This window comes from Kitasatospora sp. NPDC007106 (assembly GCF_040634455.1).
GTDB classification, from domain to species: domain Bacteria; phylum Actinomycetota; class Actinomycetes; order Streptomycetales; family Streptomycetaceae; genus Kitasatospora; species Kitasatospora arboriphila.
Window position 1 is genome coordinate 22,174 of the sequence record NZ_JBEYFP010000015.1, and the last position, 18,721, is coordinate 40,894.

The 18,721-nt window shown below is 73.3% G+C and carries 13 protein-coding genes and 1 riboswitch; of the genes, 7 read left to right on the forward strand and 6 right to left on the reverse strand.

Annotated elements, in window-relative coordinates; genetic code table 11:
- Nucleotides 1–79: 79 nt before the first annotated feature.
- Entirely contained in the window at nt 80–871 is a 792-nt protein-coding gene (locus ABZ641_RS03445; protein ID WP_344622889.1) for an enhanced serine sensitivity protein SseB, read from the reverse strand.
- A gap of 116 nt (nt 872–987) precedes the next feature.
- Nucleotides 988–1,090, forward strand: a riboswitch (glycine riboswitch).
- 186 nt (nt 1,091–1,276) lie between these two features.
- Between ABZ641_RS03445 and gcvT the strand changes: the two genes are divergently transcribed.
- The 4 genes from gcvT (at nt 1,277) to ABZ641_RS03465 (ending at nt 5,821) form a co-directional block, all read left to right on the forward strand.
- Complete coding sequence (gene gcvT / locus ABZ641_RS03450; RefSeq protein WP_359978843.1) at nt 1,277–2,395, forward strand: glycine cleavage system aminomethyltransferase GcvT; 1,119 nt, start codon at nt 1,277–1,279, stop codon at nt 2,393–2,395.
- Nucleotides 2,396–2,508: 113 nt separating this feature from the next.
- Nucleotides 2,509–2,883: a glycine cleavage system protein GcvH gene (gene gcvH / locus ABZ641_RS03455; RefSeq protein WP_344622887.1), complete on the forward strand. Its 375-nt coding sequence runs from the start codon at nt 2,509–2,511 to the stop codon at nt 2,881–2,883.
- Between the two features lie 77 nt (nt 2,884–2,960).
- Nucleotides 2,961–4,229: a serine hydroxymethyltransferase gene (glyA, locus tag ABZ641_RS03460; protein WP_344622886.1), complete on the forward strand. Its 1,269-nt coding sequence runs from the start codon at nt 2,961–2,963 to the stop codon at nt 4,227–4,229.
- Nucleotides 4,230–4,438: 209 nt separating this feature from the next.
- Nucleotides 4,439–5,821, forward strand: coding sequence for an L-serine ammonia-lyase (locus ABZ641_RS03465; protein ID WP_344622885.1), 1,383 nt, complete (start codon nt 4,439–4,441; stop codon nt 5,819–5,821).
- A 288-nt stretch (nt 5,822–6,109) separates the two neighbouring features.
- Here the strand turns inward: ABZ641_RS03465 and ABZ641_RS03470 are convergent, their stop codons facing one another.
- The 4 genes from ABZ641_RS03470 to ABZ641_RS03485 form a co-directional block, all read right to left on the reverse strand.
- Nucleotides 6,110–6,658 (reverse strand): ATP-binding protein, encoded by a 549-nt coding sequence (locus ABZ641_RS03470; RefSeq protein WP_344622884.1) that lies wholly within the window; start codon nt 6,656–6,658, stop codon nt 6,110–6,112.
- Between the two features lie 93 nt (nt 6,659–6,751).
- Nucleotides 6,752–7,954 (reverse strand): Ig-like domain-containing protein, encoded by a 1,203-nt coding sequence (locus ABZ641_RS03475; protein WP_359978847.1) that lies wholly within the window; start codon nt 7,952–7,954, stop codon nt 6,752–6,754.
- A gap of 184 nt (nt 7,955–8,138) precedes the next feature.
- Nucleotides 8,139–9,434, reverse strand: a complete 1,296-nt coding sequence (locus ABZ641_RS03480) for an Ig-like domain-containing protein (RefSeq protein ID WP_359978849.1) — start codon at nt 9,432–9,434, stop codon at nt 8,139–8,141.
- A gap of 197 nt (nt 9,435–9,631) precedes the next feature.
- Nucleotides 9,632–10,840, reverse strand: coding sequence for an Ig-like domain-containing protein (locus tag ABZ641_RS03485; protein ID WP_359978851.1), 1,209 nt, complete (start codon nt 10,838–10,840; stop codon nt 9,632–9,634).
- Between the two features lie 243 nt (nt 10,841–11,083).
- Between ABZ641_RS03485 and glgX the strand changes: the two genes are divergently transcribed.
- Nucleotides 11,084–13,330, forward strand: a complete 2,247-nt coding sequence (gene glgX, locus ABZ641_RS03490) for a glycogen debranching protein GlgX (protein ID WP_359978854.1) — start codon at nt 11,084–11,086, stop codon at nt 13,328–13,330.
- A 7-nt stretch (nt 13,331–13,337) separates the two neighbouring features.
- Here glgX and ABZ641_RS03495 read toward each other — a convergent pair whose 3' ends face one another.
- Complete coding sequence (locus ABZ641_RS03495) at nt 13,338–14,762, reverse strand: family 2B encapsulin nanocompartment shell protein (protein WP_359978857.1); 1,425 nt, start codon at nt 14,760–14,762, stop codon at nt 13,338–13,340.
- A 258-nt stretch (nt 14,763–15,020) separates the two neighbouring features.
- Here ABZ641_RS03495 and ABZ641_RS03500 point away from each other — a divergent pair, with 258 nt between their 5' ends.
- Both ABZ641_RS03500 and ABZ641_RS03505 read left to right on the forward strand, forming a co-directional pair.
- A complete protein-coding gene (locus tag ABZ641_RS03500; protein ID WP_359978860.1) occupies nt 15,021–16,814 on the forward strand; it encodes an ABC transporter ATP-binding protein in 1,794 nt (597 codons plus the stop codon).
- On the forward strand, nt 16,811–18,643 hold the full coding sequence (locus ABZ641_RS03505) for an ABC transporter ATP-binding protein (protein WP_359978863.1): 1,833 nt from the start codon (nt 16,811–16,813) through the stop codon (nt 18,641–18,643). Before ABZ641_RS03500 ends, ABZ641_RS03505 begins: the two co-directional genes overlap by 4 nt.
- Nucleotides 18,644–18,721 lie beyond the last annotated feature (78 nt).

Below are 18,721 nucleotides of genomic sequence, written 5' to 3' on the forward strand. Positions count from 1 at the left end.
ATGCCGCATACCCCCTCGTGATACCCCCGGGCGGCGCCGGTGTCCCGCCGGCAGGCGCCCGGGCCGGCCGGACCGGCGGTCACGCCCGGACGTAGAAGGGCGCCACGCAGGTCAGCAGCCACTCGACGACGGGGTCGTCGGCCATGTCCAGCAGCACCAGGTGGACGCCCCACGGCGGCGGCGCGGTTCCGAGCGCGCGGCCGAGCGCCTCGTTGACCTGCACCGGATCGGCCGGACCGGCCGGGTCGAGCTGGATCCCGACGTACAGCTGCGGGGCGTCCGCCTCCACCCGGGCGAGCGCCCGACGGGCCGTCAGCACGCCGGGCAGCCGGGACAGTTCGGAGGTGGCCGCGGCGAGGAAGGCGTACGGCTCCTGGTGCGGCTCGGGCTCGCGCAGCGCCACCGAGGCGCCCTCGACGGCCTCGCCGGCGGTGCGGCCGCCCTGCGGTCCGCGGCGCAGCTCGCCGACGCCCTCCGGCGGCACCGGGATGCCCACCGGCGCCTCCGGGTTGACGGCGATGCCGATGCCGAGCGGCAGCCCGCGGGCGAACTCCCACACCGGTGCGATCGCGAACGCCATGCCCGGGGCGTGCTGCAGGAACTGCTCCTGCGAGGAGAACACCGGCACGTAGGGGGTACCGGCGAGTTCGATGGTCGGCAGGTCCAGCGAGGTGCCCTGCGGGTCGGCGCCGGCCGGCAGCGGGATCCACACCTGGCTGCGGGCGAGCACCTCGATCACCCGGGGCGTGGCGCCGGGGTCGCCGAGCGCGGCGGTGAGCACCTGCTCCAGTTCGTTGGACGGCCAGGTGCCGCCCTCCGGCGCCGTGCCGGGTGCGGCCCACGCCTGTGCCTCGCCCGCCGGATACCCCATGTACGGCCCCTTCGCTCGTCCCCTGCACAGAGCCTAGCGGGCCGCCCCCTCTCCCATCAGGCCCGGCGGCATGCCATGATGAGCGCGCTCGACCCTCCAAGTTCATACTGGCCGCTCGAACCCGCGCGGGAGAGTCCGGAACGCCCCCAGGGGCGAGGCCGGCGCCGAAGGAGCAAGTCCTCCCCGGAATCTCTCAGGCACCCATACCGCACGGGCGAGGCACATCTGGAAAGTGGACACGGCCGCGCCGTGCGCCCACCCACGGTGCAAGCCGCCATCCTTGAGGTGGCGGTGAAGCTCTCAGGTTGTTGACGACAGACGGGGAGACTCCATCCGCCGTCCTGCCCGTTTCCGGGCGGGAGGGTCGCCCGTGTGCCCGCAGAGCAGCCAAGGAGTCCTGCCGTCATGTCCCTCCGCCTCACCGCGCTCGACGCGCTGCACCGTTCGCTCGGTGCCACCATGACCGACTTCGCCGGCTGGGACATGCCGCTGCGCTACGGCAGCGAGCGCGAGGAGCACCTCGCCGTCCGCACGAAGGCCGGTCTGTTCGACCTCTCGCACATGGGCGAGATCACCGTCTCCGGCCCGCAGGCCGGCGAGATGCTGGACCACGCGCTGGTCGGCTTCATCTCGGCGCTGGGCGTGCTGCGCGCCCGCTACACCATGATCTGCCGCGAGGACGGCGGCATCCTCGACGACCTGATCGTCTACCGCACCGCGGAGGACGAGTACATGGTGGTCGCGAACGCCTCCAACGCCCAGGTGGTGCTGGACGCGCTGACCGAGCGCGCCGAGGGCTTCGACGCCGTCGTCCGCGACGACCGCGACGCCTACGCGCTGATCGCCGTCCAGGGCCCGGAGGCGAACGACATCCTCGCCTCGCTGACCGACGCCGACCTGCCCGGCCTGAAGTACTACGCGCTGCTGCCCGCGACCGTCGCCGGCAAGCAGGTCTGGCTCGCCCGTACGGGCTACACCGGCGAGGACGGTTTCGAGGTCTTCTGCGCCCCGGCCGACGCCGAGCACCTGTGGTCGGCGCTGACCGCGGCCGGTGCCGACAAGGGCCTGGTGCCGTGCGGCCTGTCCTGCCGCGACACGCTGCGCCTGGAGGCGGGCATGCCGCTGTACGGCCACGAGCTGTCCACCGACCTGACCCCGTTCGACGCCGGCCTCGGCCGCGTGGTGCGCTTCGACAAGACCACCAACGAGGGCGCCTTCGTCGGGCGCAAGGCCCTGGAGCAGGCGGCCGTCGAGGCCGAGTCCGCGCCGCCGCGCAAGCTGGTCGGCCTGGTCTCCGAGGGCAAGCGGGTGCCGCGCGCCGAGTACGCGGTGGTCGACGCCGACGGCAACCCGATCGGCCGGATCACCTCGGGCGCGCCCTCCCCCACCCTCGGCAAGCCGATCGCCATCGCCTACGTGGACGCGGCGCACGCCGCGCCCGGCACCGCCGTCGCGGTCGACGTGCGCGGCAAGGCCGAGCCGGTCGAGGTCGTGGCGCTGCCGTTCTACAAGCGCGCCCGCTGAGCGCCCCCGCCGCTCCCAGCACCGCCCTGAACCGTCCTGAACCGTCCTGCCCGGGGCGGTCCGCTCAGCGGACGGCCACGCCCCTCCCTCTTGCGATCCTGGAGAATGACGCCATGAGCAACCCCACGCACCTGCAGTACACCAAGGAGCACGAGTGGCTGACCGCCGCCGTGGACGGGGTGTCGACGATCGGCATCACCGCGCACGCGGCCGACGCCCTCGGCGACATCGTCTACGTCCAGCTCCCGGAGGTCGGTGACAGCGTCACCGCCGGTGAGACCTGTGGCGAGCTCGAGTCCACCAAGTCGGTCAGCGACCTGTTCTCGCCCGTCACCGGCGAGGTCGTGGAGGTCAACCAGGCCGTCCTCGACGACAACGCCCTGGTGAACAGCTCCCCGTTCGAGGATGGCTGGCTGTTCAAGGTCCGCGTCGAGGCGACCGACGAGCTGCTCGACGCCGAGGCGTACACCGCGTTCATCGGCGGCTGACCGCCCGCCCAACGGGGCGGCCGCAGTGCGGCGGCCGCCCCGCTCCAGCCCTTCGCTCCACGGGGAGACCCCACCTCATGACGGTTCTGAACCAGTCCCTGCACGCGCTCGACCCGGAGATCGCGGCCGCGGTCGACGCCGAGCTGCACCGCCAGCAGACCACCCTCGAAATGATCGCCTCCGAGAACTTCGCCCCGGTGGCGGTCATGGAGGCCCAGGGTTCGGTCCTGACCAACAAGTACGCCGAGGGCTACCCCGGCAAGCGCTACTACGGCGGCTGCGAGCACGTCGACGTCGCCGAGCAGATCGCCATCGACCGGGTGAAGGCGCTGTTCGGGGCGGAGCACGCCAACGTCCAGCCGCACTCCGGTGCGCAGGCGAACGCCGCCGCGATGTTCGCGCTGATCCAGCCGGGCGACACCATCCTGGGCCTGAGCCTGGCGCACGGCGGCCACCTCACCCACGGCATGAAGATCAACTTCTCCGGCAAGCTCTACAACGTGGCCGCGTACCACGTCGACGAGAAGACCGGCCAGGTGGACATGGCCGAGGTCGAGCGCCTCGCCAAGGAGCACCAGCCCAAGCTGATCATCGCCGGCTGGTCCGCCTACCCGCGCCAGCTGGACTTCGCCGAGTTCCGCCGCATCGCGGACGAGGTCGGCGCGCTGCTCATGGTCGACATGGCGCACTTCGCCGGCCTGGTCGCCGCGGGCCTGCACCCCTCGCCCGTGCCGTACGCGGACGTGGTCACCACCACCACCCACAAGACGCTGGGCGGCCCGCGCGGCGGCGTCATCCTCTGCAAGGAGCAGTGGGCCAAGAAGATCAACTCCGCGGTCTTCCCCGGCCAGCAGGGCGGCCCGCTGGAGCACGTGATCGCCGCCAAGGCCGTGGCCTTCAAGGTCGCCGCCTCGGAGGAGTTCAAGGACCGCCAGCGCCGCACCCTGGAGGGCGCGAAGATCCTGGCCGAGCGCCTGCTGCGCCAGGACACCGTGGACGCCGGCGTCTCGGTGCTCTCCGGCGGCACCGACGTGCACCTCGTCCTGGTCGACCTGCGCAACAGCGAGCTCAACGGCCAGGACGCCGAGGACCGCCTGCACGAGGTCGGCATCACCGTGAACCGCAACGCGGTGCCGAACGACCCCCGCCCGCCGATGGTCACCTCCGGCCTGCGCATCGGCACCCCGGCGCTGGCCACCCGCGGCTTCGGCGCGGAGGACTTCCGCGAGGTCGCCGACGTCATCGCCGAGACCCTGCTGCCCGGCTTCGACGAGGCCAAGGCCACCGCGCTCAAGGCCCGGGTGACCGCGCTCGCCGCGAAGTACCCGCTCTACCCCGAGCTGTGATCCGCACCCCGCGGTAGGACCGATCGGCGATCGGAGCGCGACGCCCCCGATCGCCGGCCGGTCTCGGCGGTTCGTCCCCCGGTGACCGGCCTCACCCCGGCCGGACACCAGGAATTCCGGGGCACCGCGCACACTGGACAGTGCGCGCGGTGCCCCCTTCCGTGTCACCCAGCAAGTCCTTCCACGAGACCAGACAAGGACGTCCCCCCGTGGCCATCAGCGTCTTCGACCTCTTCTCCGTCGGCATCGGGCCGTCCAGTTCCCACACCGTGGGCCCGATGCGGGCGGCCCGGATGTTCGCCCGCCGCCTGCACTCGGAGGGGCTGCTGGAGAGCACCGCCTCCGTCCGGGCCGAGCTCTTCGGCTCGCTCGGCGCCACCGGCCACGGCCACGGCACCCCCAAGGCCGTCCTGCTGGGCCTGGAGGGCAACTCCCCGCGCACCGTCGACGTCGACCAGGCCGACCTCGACGTCGAGCGCATCCAGCGCGACAAGCGGCTGCGGCTGCTCGCCCAGGACAAGGACGTCCAGCACGAGATCGCCTTCGACCCGGCGACCCAGCTGGTGCTGCACCGCCGCCGCTCGCTGCCGTACCACGCCAACGGCATGACCCTGGCCGCGTACGACGAGGCCGGTGCGCCCGTCCTGGAGAAGACCTACTACTCGGTCGGCGGCGGCTTCGTCGTCGACGAGGACGCGATAGGCGCCGACCGGGTCAAGCCGGACGACACCGCGCTGCGCTACCCCTTCCGCACCGGCGAGGAGCTGCTGCGGCTCACCCGCGAGACCGGCCTGTCGATCTCCGGCCTGATGCTGGAGAACGAGAAGGCCTGGCGCAGCGAGGCCGAGATCCGGGCCGGGCTGCTGGAGATCTGGCACGTCATGCAGGAGTGCGTCGCGGCCGGGCTCGGTCGCGAGGGCATCCTGCCGGGCGGGCTGAAGGTCCGCCGCCGGGCCGCCTCGGCCGCCCGGGCGCTGCGCGCCGAGGGCATCGGCCCGGCCAACGCGATGGAGTGGGTGACCCTCTACGCGATGGCGGTGAACGAGGAGAACGCCTCCGGCCGCCGGGTGGTCACCGCGCCGACCAACGGTGCCGCGGGCATCGTCCCGGCCGTGCTGCACTACTACCTGAACTTCGTGCCCGGCGCCGACGACGAGGGCATCGTGCGCTTCCTGCTGGCGGCCGGCGCGATCGGCATGCTCTTCAAGGAGAACGCCTCGATCTCCGGCGCCGAGGTCGGCTGCCAGGGCGAGGTCGGCTCGGCCTGCTCGATGGCGGCCGGCGGCCTCGCCGAGGTGCTCGGCGGCAGCCCCGAGCAGGTCGAGAACGCCGCGGAGATCGGCATCGAGCACAACCTCGGCCTGACCTGCGACCCGGTCGGCGGCCTGGTGCAGATCCCCTGCATCGAGCGGAACGGCATGGCCTCGGTGAAGGCCGTCACGGCGGCGCGGATGGCGCTGCGCGGCGACGGCCGGCACCACGTCTCCCTCGACAAGGCGATCAAGACCATGAAGGAGACCGGCGCCGACATGAAGATCAAGTACAAGGAGACCTCGCGCGGCGGCCTCGCCGTGAACGTCATCGAGTGCTGACCGGGCCGGGCGGAAGCCCGGCCTGACGGCAGGCATTCATGGGCCGTTCATTCGGGTTTGGTAAGTCTTCGAAGGTTGCGAGGGGTATGCACCTTTGGATCGATTTGTCCAGACCAGTCCTGGCATGCGACAGTGGAGGCATTCCACGGCCTCCACCGACCCGGTTCGGCCGTTCCCACCGCGCGGCGCGCACCCCCTTGGCCGCGCGGTGACGCGCACGGGCCCCCGACACCGCACACCGAGCGGAACGGGGGCCCTGCTCATGTCCGGGCACCCGGGCCCGCCGCGTCAGGCGGCGCGCTCGCGCACCCTCAGCTCGCACCAGACGGACTTGCCGCGCGGCAGCAGGTCCGCGCCCCAGCGGTCCGACACCGCGTCGACCAGCACCAGCCCGTGGCCGTTCTCCGCCCCGCCGCGCTCGGCCGCCACGATCAGGCAGGGCAGCGCCCGCGAGGAGTCCCGGACCTCGATCCGCACCCAGCCCGGCCGGCGTGCCATCTTCAGGCCGACGGTACGCCCCCCGGCGTGCCGCACGGCGTTGGCGACCAGCTCGCCGACCAGTAACTCGCCGACGTCCAGCTGCTGCACCAGCTCCCAGGCGCCGAGCACGGCGACGACCAGGCGGCGGGCGATCCCGGCCGACTCGGGGCGGGAGGGCAGCCGCACCTCCTCCTCGGCCGCCGGGTCGCGCAGCAGCTCGAAGGCGGCCTGCTCCAGCTCGTCCGCGGTCAGCCGCTCCAGGGCCGCCAGCGCGAGGCCGCGGCCGGCCGACGCGTCGTCACCGGCCGTGCCGAGCACCCGATTCGACGCCTGGTCCGCCTCACGCCATCCCGCCATGGCGCCCATCATTGCGGAACGCATGCGGGTGCGTACGGACAATGAGCAAACGATCACGGCGGGGGACATATGACAGCGGCACGCCGGACGGGCCTACCAGGCAGTCCAGGGCACGTTCCACCCGCTCAGGCCGTTCTCGCCGGACACCCGCGGGCCGTCGGAATTCACCACGGTGACGACGTCGCCGATCATTGACGCGTTGTAGAAGCGGCCGGCGTCGGTGCCGTCGCTGCCGTAGCGGGTGTCGGCGATGCCGATGCAGCCGTGGCTGGCGTTGGAGCGGCCCATCGAGCCGATCGCCCAGGAGTTGCCGTGCACGTAGGTGCCGGTGTCGGTGAGCCGCATGGCGTGCGGCACGTCGTCGAGGTCGTACTCGTCGCCGGCCCGGATGCCGCTGACGCCGTTGGAGGACATCCGCGTCTTGCGGGCCATCTCCTCGATGACCATGGTGCCGTTGAAGCTGTCGAACCCGGCCTTGCCGGCGGTGAACTTCACGGTGTCCACCGTCTGCCCGTTCTCCACCACGGCCATCCGGTGGGTGGCGACGTCCGCCGTGCTCACCCGGGAGCGGCCGACGGTGAAGTGCTCCTCGCCGTCCTTGTCCCCGTAGACGCCGGGGGCGAGCTCGGCGCTCTTCAGCCGGTACTTCACCGTCACCTTGGTGCCGGGCTTCCAGTACTCCGCCGGGCGGAAGTCCACCCGGTCGTCGCCGAACCAGTGCGGCTTCACCGCGGTGCCGTCGGAGGTCTCGAAGACCACCGCGCGCTCCACCTCGGCGCGGTTCTGCACCGCCTTGCGGAAGCGCAGCGACACGATCATGCCGACGCCGTACGTCTGCCCGTCGTCCAGGTTGCTGTAGGAGCCGGTCCGCCGGGCCGGGGTCAGCGTGCTGAAGGCGCTCTCGGCGGTGGTCACCAGCCCGTTCGGGTCGGTGGCCCGCGCCGTCACCCGGTACCGCGCGGAGACGGCGAGTGCGGCGGCGGGCGTCCAGCCGAGGCCGTCCGCGGCGAGCGTGCCGGGCACCTCCCGGCCGTCCTCGCCGGTCACCTTGACGGAGGTCAGCTTCCCGCCGGTCGCGGTGACCTTCAGCGCCCCGGACGGCTTGACGTCGGTGGCGCCGTTCTTCGGCTCGACGGTCACCACCGCCGCCGGGACGGTGGGCCGCGGCCGGGCGGCCGTCGTCCCCGCGGCGGAGGCCGCGCCCCCCGGCGACCCGGACGGCCCGCAGGCCGCCGCCGCCAGCACCAGTGCTCCCCCGAGCAGACCCGCCGTCAGACCTCTGCGCACGGACCCCATGCCGGTCCCCCTCCGTCCCCGCCGCGCACTCCCCGTCGCGGCACCCACCGAATACACGCTCCGGGCGGGGCCGGAGTTGCAGCCCGCAGCGCGACGATCCGGTCACGAACCCGCAACGGCCCGGCCGCTCACGGGGAGCGGCCGGGCCGTCGGCGGGGTCACCGGGTGTCCGGAGGCGTGCGGCCTACCAGTTGCTCCAGGGGAGCGTCCAGCCGCTGAGGCCGTTGTCCGGGGAGACCGTGCGGCCCTTGGAGTTGACGATCTTCACCACGTCGCCGACCAGCGAGCTGTTGAAGAAGGTGCCGGCCGAGGAGGACTCGCTGCCGCCCTTGACGTCCTTCAGGCCGATGCAGCCGTGGCTGGCGTTGGACTTGCCGAAGGCGTTGCCCCAGTAGTTGCCGTGCACGTAGGTGCCCGTGGTGGTGAGACGCATCGCGTGCGGCACGTCCGGGACGTCGTACTCGTCGCCCTTGACGTTGGCCACGGTGGCCGAGTTCATCCGGGTCACCTTCTCCTTGCCGGAGATGACCATCGTGCCGTTCCAGGACGGGTTCTGGTCGTTGCCCGCGGTGATCGGGATGCTCTTGGTGGCGCCGCCGCCGCTCGCCACCGTCATCACGTGCTTGGCGGCGTCGACGGTGCTGACCTGGTAGCGGCCGATGGTGAACGGCTCGTCGCGGTCCACGTCGCCGTAGACGCCCGGGGAGACCTCGACGCTCTTCAGCCGGTACTTGACCGTCACCTTGGTGCCGGGCTTCCAGTACTCCGCCGGGCGGATGTCCAGGCGCTGCGAGCCGAACCAGTGGCCCTTCACGACGGTGCCGTCGCTGGCCTCGACGGTGATGCCCTTGAGGACGGCGTCCTTGTTCTTGACCGGCTTGCTGAACGCCACCGAGACGATCATGCCGACGCCGTAGGTGCCGTTGTCGGCGATGTTGTCGTTGGTCGCGACCTTCTTCGCCGGGGACAGCGTGGTGAAGCCGGAGGAGATCGCGGCGGGCAGGCCGGCGTCGTCCTTGGCCTGCGCGTTGACGGTGTAGGCCATGCCGACCGCGAGCGGCGCGCTCGGCTTCCAGCTGAGGCCGTCGGCGGCGATGGTGCCGGCGACCGCCTTGTCGTTCTTGTCCTTCAGCTCGACGGAGGTGAGCTTGCCGCTCGCGACCGTCACGGTGAAGCCGCCCGGCTGGACGTCGGTGGCGCCGTCCTTGGCGCTGACGGTGAGCACCGCGGCGGACGCCTTGGGGGCGGCCTGCGTGGTGGAGCCGCCGGACGAGCCGGCCGCGCCGCTCGCACCGCCGGAGGCGCCCGCGGCAGCCGAACCGCCGGATCCGCCCGAACCGCCGTCGTTGCAGGCGGCGGTGAACAGCAGCACGCCGCCCATCGCCAGCGCGACGGCCGCGGTGCGTGCGGTACGACCGGTGCGGCCCGTCGCGGCCGCACCTCTGACTATCGCGGCCTCGGCCGCCTGAACCGGCTTCACTCGGTTGCTCCCCTCCCGGTACCCACGCTGGATACACGCATCCGCGCCCGGGTCGGTTTCACCGGGGGTCGGACTTCTTCCGCGCGCCGCCGACGGGGAAGAGCCCCCGGCCCGCGCGGCACGCCAGGATAACTGCCCCGGATGAGTGAATCTTCCGCAGGTGGGGGGTGCCGGTTCGGTGAATCGCCGGGTGCAGGTCAGCGCGGTGCGGAACCCAGCGCGCTGCCCTGCAGCCAGGCCGCCCAGGGCAGGTTCCAGCCGTTCAGGCCGTTGGACGGCTGGACGACCGCGCCGGTGTCGCCGCGCACCTCCAGCACGTCGCCGACCAGGGTGTGCTCGAAGAACCAGCCGGCCGGCGAGTCGGCGTCACCGCCCTGCCGATCGGCGATCCCGATGCAGCCGTGGCTGGTGTTGGCGGCGCCGAACACCTCCTCCTCGGCCCAGTAGTTGCCGTGCACGAAGGTGCCGGAGTCGGTCAGCCGCATCGCGTGCGGGACGTCCTTGATGTCGTACTCGTCGCCGAGGCCGACCGTCCGGGCGTTCATCCGGGTCTCCTCGAACTTCTCCGAGACCACCATGACGCCCCGGTAGGTGGGGTGCTGCGGGCCGCCGGCGGTGATCTTCAGGGTGCGCACCGGCACCCCGTCCTCGCGCACCGTCAGCGTGCTGCCCGCCAGGTCGACGGTGGACACCCGGGCCCGGCCGACGGTGAACGCCACCTCCTTGGCCTGGGTGCCGAACTCACCGGGCGCCAGCTCCACGTCCTTCAGCCGCAGGGTGACGGTCACCCGGGTGCCCGGCGCCCAGTAGGACTGCGGCCGGACGTCCAGGCGGCGGTTGCCGAACCAGTGCGCGGCCAGCGGCACCGGCGGGTCGGCGGCCACCTCGACGGCCCGCTCCGCCGCCGGCCGGTCCGCGACCGGACGGGTGAACCGCAGCGAGACGGGCATCCCCACCCCGACCAGCGCCCCGTCCTCCGGAGTGACGAGGGCGGCCACGGTGTGCGCCGGACCGGCCGTCACGAAGGCGGAGTGGTGGGCGGCGCGCAGCCCGTCCGCGTCCTGGGCGAGGGCGTCGACGGTGTACGGGGTGGCCGGGGCGAGCGGCTCCTCCGGGGTCCAGCGGGAGCCGTCCGGGGCGGTGCGGCCGGGCACCGCCACCCCGCGGTCGTCGGCCAGCCGCACCGACAGCAGCCGGCCCTCGGCGACGGTGACGGACACCTCGGCGTCGGAGTGGACCTCCTGGGCGCCGTCCGCCGGCAGCGCGGTGACCACCGCGCGGGAGATCGGCGGACGGCCGCCCGCCGGGCCGCCGTCCCCGCCCCCGGCCGGTCCGCCGGTGCAGCCGGCCGGCAGTGCGAGGAGCGCAGCCGCCGCCACCGCCCAGCGCCGTGCCACCGCGAGCATGTTCGTCCCTCCAGGTCCGCCGCTTCCCGCCGCGCTTCCGGTCGGCCGCGCGCCGTCGCGCCCAGGGCGCCCGGCACCCGGTCAAACGAGGCCGCGGGGCGCCGGACACGAGCCGGCGCGCCACCCGGCGGACGCCGCCCCGTTCACCCAGCGTCACAACACGATCGGCCACGTGACACCTGCACGGGATCAGGGAACAACTGGAGGGCGGGTACGGGACCCCCGCGCAGGGAGGGTGCGGCGATGACGGCGTGGCAGGAGCTGGCACGGAGCACGCGCCGGGAGACCGGCCGCCCACCCGCGGCCGCGCCCGAACGCGCCGCCGACGCGCAGCCGGCGCCGCCCGCAGACCCGTGGCCGGGCAGCTGGCAGCCGCTCGGCGCCCGCTTCCGCACCGCCCCGGACGGCGGCTGCGGCACCAACTTCGCGCTCTGGGCGGCCGGCGCCGAGGCCGTCGACCTGTGCCTGTTCGCCGAGGACGGCACCGAGACCCGGCACCGGCTGACCGAGCAGACCTTCCAGACCTGGCACGGCTACCTGCCCGGCGTGCTGCCCGGCACCCGCTACGGCTACCGGGTGCACGGCCGCTGGGACCCGTGGACGGGCGCCCGCTGGAACCCGGCCAAGCTGCTGCTCGACCCGTACGCCCGGGCGATCGACGGCGACTACACCAGCCACGACGCGACCTGCAGCGCGGTGCGCGGCTGGCCCGAGCCGGACGTCGCCGACACGGTGCGCGACAACCGCGACTCGGCGCCGTACGTGCCGAGGGCGGTGGTCGTCCACGACGACGACGACTGGTACGACGACCAGCGGCCGAAGACCCCGTGGGCCGAGACGGTGCTGTACGAGGTGCACGTGCGCGGCTTCACCATGCGCCACCCGGAGGTGCCGCCGGAGCTGCGCGGCACCTACGCGGGCCTCGCCCACCCGGCGGCGATCGCCCACCTCACCCGGCTCGGCGTCACCGCGGTGGAGCTGCTGCCCGTCCACCACCACGTCAGCGAGGACCACCTGCAGGCCCGCGGGCTGACCAACTACTGGGGCTACAACACGCTCGGCTACTTCGCCCCGCACGCCGGCTTCTCCGCCTCCGGCAGCCGCGGCGGCCAGGTCGGCGAGTTCAAGCGGATGGTGCGGGCGCTGCACGCGGCCGGCATCGAGGTGATCCTCGACGTCGTCTACAACCACACCGCCGAGGCCGGGGTGATGGGCCCGGCACTGTCGCTGCGCGGCATCGACAACGGCGGCTACTACCGGCTCGACCGCAGCCGCCGCGGCTACGCCGACTACACCGGCTGCGGCAACACCCTGGACACCCGGCAGCCGCACGTCGTCCGGCTGATCACCGACTCGCTGCGGTACTGGGTCGGCGAGATGGGCGTCGACGGCTTCCGCTTCGACCTCGCCGCGGCGCTGGCCCGTGGGCACGACGGCGTGGAGATGCACCACCCCTTCCTCGCCGCGGTCTCCCAGGACCCGGTGCTCAGCCGGGTCAAGCTGATCGCCGAGCCGTGGGACGTCGGCCCGGGCGGCTACCAGGTCGGCGGCTTCCCGCCGCTGTGGGCCGAGTGGAACGACAAGTACCGGGACACCGTCCGCGACTTCTGGCGCGGCGCCAGACCAGACGTCCGGGAGCTCGGCTACCGGCTCTCCGGCTCCTCCGACCTCTACCAGCGCGGCGGCCGTCGCCCCTACGCCTCGGTCAACTTCGTCACCGCGCACGACGGCTTCACCCTGCGCGACCTGGTCTCCTACAACCGCAAGCACAACGAGGCCAACGGGGAGCAGAACCGCGACGGCACCGACGACAACCGGTCCTGGAACCACGGCGCCGAGGGCGAGACCGACGACCCGGCGGTGCGCACCCTGCGCCGCCGCCAGCTGGCCAACCTGCTCGCCACCCTGCTGCTCTCCGGCGGCGTGCCGATGCTCACCGCCGGCGACGAGCTCGGCCGCACCCAGCACGGCAACAACAACGCCTACTGCCAGGACAACGAGACCGGCTGGCTGGACTGGTCGCTGCTGGACGACTCGGAGTGGTCCTCGCTCACCGACCTGGTCTCCCGGCTGGTCCGACTGCGCCGCGCCCACCCGGTGCTGCGGCAGCGGGCGTTCTTCTCCGGGCGGGAGACGGTGCCCGGCGGCCAGCGCGACCTCGCCTGGTTCACCCCGCGCGGCGAGCAGATGACCGAGGCGGACTGGTTCGCGCCGACCGCGGTGCTCGGCATGCTGCTCTCCGGCAGCGCGATGTCCGAGCGCGACCAGCGGGGCCGGCCGCTCGCCGACGACAGCTTCCTGCTGCTGGTGAACGCCGGCGCCGAGCCCGTCCCCTTCGCGCTGCCCGGCGCGCCGTGGGCGGACTCCTACGAGACGGTCGTCGACACCGCGGCCCCGGCGGACGGGCCGGGGCCGCACCACCCGGCGCCGGGCAGCGTGCTGCTGGGCGGGCGTTCGCTGCAGCTGCTGCGGGTGCCCGCCCCGGACTGACCGCGGCTCAGCCGAGCGGGCGGTTGACCTCGACGTTCTCGAGCAGTCCGAGCGCGTCCGGGACGAGCACGGCGGCCGAGTAGTAGGTGCTGACCAGGTAGGAGATGACGGCCTTGTCGTCGATGCCCATGAAGCGGACGTTGAGGCCGGGCTCGTACTCGTCGGGCAGGCCGGTCTGGTTGAGGCCGATCACGCCCTGCTCCGCCTCGCCGACGCGCATCGCGACGATCGAGGTGGTGTGCCCCTCGGTGACCGGGATCTTGCCGCAGGGCAGGATCGGCACCCCGCGCCAGGCCGGCAGGTGGTGGCCGCCGACCTCGACGGTGCCGAAGTACAGGCCGCGCCGGTTGCACTCCCGGCCGAAGGCGGCGATCGCCCGCGGGTGGGCGAACAGGTGGGTGGTCTGCCGCCGCATGCTGAGCAGCTCGTCCAGGTCGTCCGGGGTGGGCGGGCCGGAGTGGGTCTGGATCCGCTGGTCGTAGTCGGCGTTGGCGAGCAGGCCGAACTCGGGGTTGTTGACCAGCTCGTGCTCCTGGCGCTCGCGCAGCGCCTCGATGGTCAGCCGCAGCTGCTGCTCGGTCTGGTTCATCGGCTTGTTGTAGAGGTCGGCGACCCGGGTGTGCACCCGCAGCACCGTCTGGGCGACGCTCAGCTCGTACTCGCGGGGGGCGAGTTCGTAGTCGACGAAGGTCGCCGGCAGCTCGTGCTCGCCGGTGTGGCCGGCGGACATCTCGATCGCGGCCTCGCCGTGGGCGTTCTGCGGCCGGTGCCCGTTGCCGGACAGGCCCAGGACGTGGTCGCGCAGCTGCTGGTACTCGGCGGCGACCAGCTGGTACGCCTGGTGGGGCAGCGCCAGCACGGTGACCGCGGTCGCCGCCTTGGCGGTGAACTCCCAGTCGCCGTCGAGCCCTCCGAGCACGTGGCCGCCGAAGGACGCGCCGTCGGCGAGCACGCCGAGGACGGTCTCCTCGCCGTACTTGCCGGCGCCGATCTGCTCCACCTTGCCGTGCGCGATCAGGTAGACGTGGTCGGCCGGGCGGCCGCGCTCGACGATCACCTGGCCCGGCTCGAACTCCTGCTGGACGAAGCGGCCGGCCAGCGCGCCGAGCGCCAGCGGCTCGTCGAAGCCGCGCAGCAGCGGCAGCTCGCCGAGCTCCGCCGGGACGACCTGGACCCGGGAGCCGGTCTTCACGAAGGTCAGCCGGCCGTCGCCGACGGCGTAGCTCAGCCGCCGGTTGACCCGGTAGGTGCCGCCGGACACCTGGACCCACGGCAGCGCCTTGAGCAGCCACCGCGAGCTGATCTCCTGCATCTGCGGCTGCGACTTGGTGGTGGTGGCGAGGTTGCGCGCCGCCGCCGTGCTGAGGCTGCTGAGCTGGATCCGGTCCTGTGCGCCGGCCGGCTGCGCCGCGGGCTGTGTCTCGACCGTCATGGGACACCTCTCGAACGTCGTGGGAGGCCGCCATGGCAGGTCGGCGGCCACTCTTCGCACACGGATCACATCGCACGGCGACACCCGGACGGCCGAGGCGCGCACGGCGCGCGGGTGCCACGGATGCACTCGAATGGCCGCACGCCCCCTGCGCACCTCCCACGCTGCGCGCGACCACCGGCCCGTCCGGCCGGAACCCGACGTCAGGTGCGAAAAACCGGATGAGAAATGACCGGACAGCGCCTACCCTCAGGCGCGATGTCCACGAACCAAGCCCCCGACGGCCCCCGCCGGTCCACCGTGCGCTCGCTGCTGCGCCTGTGGCCGTACGCCCGCATCGCCCGCTGGCGGATCGCCGGCTCGGTCGCCGCCGCGCTCACCGCCTCGGTGAGCGTGCTCGCCGTGCCGGTGGTGCTCCGGCGGATCGTCGACGGCCCGATCGCCGACCACGACATGGCCGGGCTCTGGCCGCTCGCCGGCCTGCTCCTGCTGCTCGGCCTCGCCGAGGCGGGCCTGTTCGGGGTGCGCAGGGTGGTCGTCGCCCGCCCGCTGGCCCGGGTCGAGGCCGCCATGCGCGGCGACCTGTTCGCCAAGCTGCAGCGGCTGCCGGTCTCCTTCCACGACCGGTGGCCCTCCGGCCAGCTGCTCAGCCGGGCCACCTCCGACATGTTCACCATGCGGCTGTTCCTGGCCTTCCCGCTGGTCTTCCTGATCGTCAACTGCACGGTCTTCCTCGTCGGCACCGGCCTGATGTTCGCCCTGGACTGGCGGCTCGCGCTGATCGCGCTGATCCCGATGGGGCCGCTGACCTGGCTGACGCACCACTTCGAGCAGCGGTACTCCGGCGCCGCCCGCCGTGCGCAGGACCAGAACGGCGACCTCGCCACGGTGGTCGAGGAGTCGGTGCTCGGCATCCGCATCCTCAAGGCCTTCGGCCGGCACCGCACCATGGCCGAGCGCTTCGCCGAGCAGTCCCGCTCGCTGCGCGAGACCGAACTCGGCAAGGCCGGGATGCTGGCCAACCTCTGGGCGGTCATCGTCGGCCTGCCGGAGCTCGCGCTCGGCGCGGCCCTGGCGCTCGGCGCCGTCCTGGTTGCCCACGACGAGATGTCGGCGGGCACCCTGGTGGCCTTCCTCTCCACCGCGCTGGCCCTGCGCTGGCCGGTCGAGTCGCTGGGCTGGCTGGTCGCGTACGCGAACGAGGCCGCCACCGCCACCGACCGCTTCTACGAGGTGATGGACGAACCCGAGCCCTCCGACACCGAGCAGGCCGGGCCCGGCCCCGCCGCCGAGCGGGGCATCCGGCTGTCCGGGGTGCGCTTCCGCTACCCCGACGCCCCCGCGGACAGCCCCGACCTGCTGTGCGGCATCGACCTGCACGTCCGGCCCGGCGAGACGATGGCCCTGGTCGGCGCGACCGGCAGCGGCAAGACCACGCTCACCGCCCTGCTGCCCCGGCTGTACGAGGCCACCGGCGGCACCGTCGCCCTGGACGGCCGGGACATCCGCACGATCCCCCGCGCCGAGCTGCGCGAACTGGTCGCCGTCGCCTTCGAGGAGCCGACGCTCTTCTCCGCCTCGGTCGCCGAGAACGTGCTGATGGGCGCACCGGCGGCCGGCACCGAGCAGCTGGCCGCCGCCCTCGACACCGCCCAGGCGCACTTCGTCGACCGGCTGCCGGCCGGCACCGCGACCCAGGTCGGCGAGCAGGGCCTCAGCCTCTCCGGCGGCCAGCGCCAGCGCCTCGCCCTGGCCCGCGCAGTCGTCGGCGACCCGCGCTTCCTGGTGCTGGACGACCCGCTCTCCGCCCTCGACGTGCACACCGAGGCGCTGGTCGAGCAGGCGCTGCGGCGCGTCCTCGACGGCACCACCGCACTGGTCGTCGCGCACCGCCCGAGCACGGTCATGCTGGCCGACCGGGTGGCCGTGCTGCACGAGGGCCGGATCGCCGCCGTGGGCACCCACCACGAACTGCTGCAGAGCTCCGCCGTCTACCGCGAGCTGATGACGGGCGAGGCCGCCCCCGTACCGGAAGGGATCAGCACCCGATGAGCACCACCGCGGTCGACGCCGCCGAGGAGCTGGCCGAGGAACTCCCGGCGCCGGCCGAGGACGAGGACATCCCCGTCCCGCAGGGCGCCGCCCGCCGGCTGCTCGGCGAACTGCTCGGCCCGCACCGCGGCCGGATCGCCGCCGCCATGCTGGTGATCCTCGTCCAGCAGGCCGCCCTGCAGGCCGGGCCGCTGCTGGTGGCCTTCGCGATGGACCGCGGCATCCCGGCCCTGCGGGAGCACGACAGCGGCCCGCTGATCGCGGTGATCGCCGCCTACCTGGGCTGCGCCGCGCTCAGCACCGTGCTGCAGCGCGCCTTCATCCGCTTCAGCGCCCGGATCAACCAGGACGTCCTGCTGGAGCTGCGCGGCCGGATCTTCCGGCACGCCCAGCGGCTCAGCCTGGACTTCCACGAGCGCTACACCTCCGGCCGGATCATCTCCCGCGCCACCAGCGACGTCGACGCCCTGCGCGAACTGCTCGCCGAGGGCCTGCAGGAGCTGCTCTCGGTCGTCCTGTCGGTGTTCTGGATCTCGCTGGTCCTGATGGTGATGGACTGGCGGCTCGGCCTGCTGTCGCTGCTGTCCTTCCTGCCGATGTACCTCAGCGTCCGGTCGTTCCGCCGGCGCTCGCAGCGGGTCTACCGGCGCTCCCGGACGGCGGTGGCCGCGGTGATCGTCCGGTTCACCGAGACCATGAACGGCATCCGCCCCGTCCAGGCCTTCCGCCGCGAGCGGGCCAACGACGAGGCCTTCGGCACGGTCAACCACCAGTACGCCGCCACCACCGCGGACGGCCTGCTGGAGATGGCCCGCTACGTCACCACCTCCCGGGCGATCGCCAACGTGTGGATCACCGGCGTGGTGGTGGCCGGCGCCCTGCTGGTCGCCGACGGCTCGGTCGAACTCGGCGTGCTCACCGCCTTCGTGCTCTACCTGCGCCGGCTGTACGAGCCGCTCGACCAGCTGGCGATGTTCCTCAACAGCTACCAGTCGGCGGCCGCCGCACTGGAGAAGATCGCCGGCCTGCTGGCGCACGAGCCCTCGGTGGCCGAGCCGGCCGTCCCCGCACCGCTGCCGGAGCACCCGGTGAAGGGCCGCACCGTCTCCTTCGACGGCGTCCGCTTCGCCTACCGCACCGGCAAGGAGGTGCTGCCCCGCTTCGACCTGGTGCTCCCCGCCGGGCGCACCACCGCGGTCGTCGGCGCCACCGGCGCCGGCAAGTCCACGCTGGCCAAGCTGCTCGCCCGGTTCTACGACCCGACCGACGGCCGGGTCGCGCTCGACGGCGTCGACCTGCGCGAGCTCTCCGGGGACGAGCTGCGGCGCAACGTCGTCATGGTCACCCAGGAGTCCTTCCTGTTCTCCGGCACGGTCGCCGAGAACATCGCGATCGGCCGTCCCGGCGCCACCCGCGAGGAGGTCGAACGGGCCGCCCGGGACATCGGCGCGTACGAGTTCATCACGGCGCTGCCGGAGGGCTTCGACACCGACGTCCGCAAGCGCGGCGGCCGGATCTCGGCCGGGCAGCGGCAGCTCGTCGCCTTCGCCCGGGCGCTGCTCGCCGACCCGGCGGTGCTGATCCTCGACGAGGCCACCAGCTCGCTGGACGTGCCGGGCGAACAGGCGGTGCAGCAGGCCATGCGGACGGTCCTGGCGGGCCGCACCGCGGTGGTCATCGCCCACCGGCTCTCCACCGTCGAGATCGCCGACCGGGTGCTGGTGATGGACCAGGGCCGGATCGTCGAGGACGGCCGCCCGGCCGACCTGATCGGCGGCCGCGGCCGCTTCGCCGACCTCCACCGCGCCTGGCGCGACAGCCTGGTCTGACAGACGCCCGAACGCAAAGGGGCAGTCACTCAGGGGCGCGTGGGGGCACCTCCCGGCCTTTGGCCGGGAGGCGCTGGC

Bases quoted from the DNA above. Each gene is read 5' to 3' on its own strand.
- ABZ641_RS03445 (WP_344622889.1), bottom strand. From the start codon at position 871: ATGGGGTATCCGGCGGGCGAGGCACAGGCGTGGGCCGCACCCGGCACG.
- gcvT (WP_359978843.1), top strand. From the start codon at position 1,277: ATGTCCCTCCGCCTCACCGCGCTCGACGCGCTGCACCGTTCGCTCGGT.
- gcvH (WP_344622887.1), top strand. From the start codon at position 2,509: ATGAGCAACCCCACGCACCTGCAGTACACCAAGGAGCACGAGTGGCTG.
- glyA (WP_344622886.1), top strand. From the start codon at position 2,961: ATGACGGTTCTGAACCAGTCCCTGCACGCGCTCGACCCGGAGATCGCG.
- ABZ641_RS03470 (WP_344622884.1), bottom strand. From the start codon at position 6,658: ATGGCGGGATGGCGTGAGGCGGACCAGGCGTCGAATCGGGTGCTCGGC.
- ABZ641_RS03475 (WP_359978847.1), bottom strand. From the start codon at position 7,954: ATGGGGTCCGTGCGCAGAGGTCTGACGGCGGGTCTGCTCGGGGGAGCA.
- ABZ641_RS03485 (WP_359978851.1), bottom strand. From the start codon at position 10,840: ATGCTCGCGGTGGCACGGCGCTGGGCGGTGGCGGCGGCTGCGCTCCTC.
- glgX (WP_359978854.1), top strand. From the start codon at position 11,084: ATGACGGCGTGGCAGGAGCTGGCACGGAGCACGCGCCGGGAGACCGGC.
- ABZ641_RS03495 (WP_359978857.1), bottom strand. From the start codon at position 14,762: ATGACGGTCGAGACACAGCCCGCGGCGCAGCCGGCCGGCGCACAGGAC.
- ABZ641_RS03500 (WP_359978860.1), top strand. From the start codon at position 15,021: ATGTCCACGAACCAAGCCCCCGACGGCCCCCGCCGGTCCACCGTGCGC.
- ABZ641_RS03505 (WP_359978863.1), top strand. From the start codon at position 16,811: ATGAGCACCACCGCGGTCGACGCCGCCGAGGAGCTGGCCGAGGAACTC.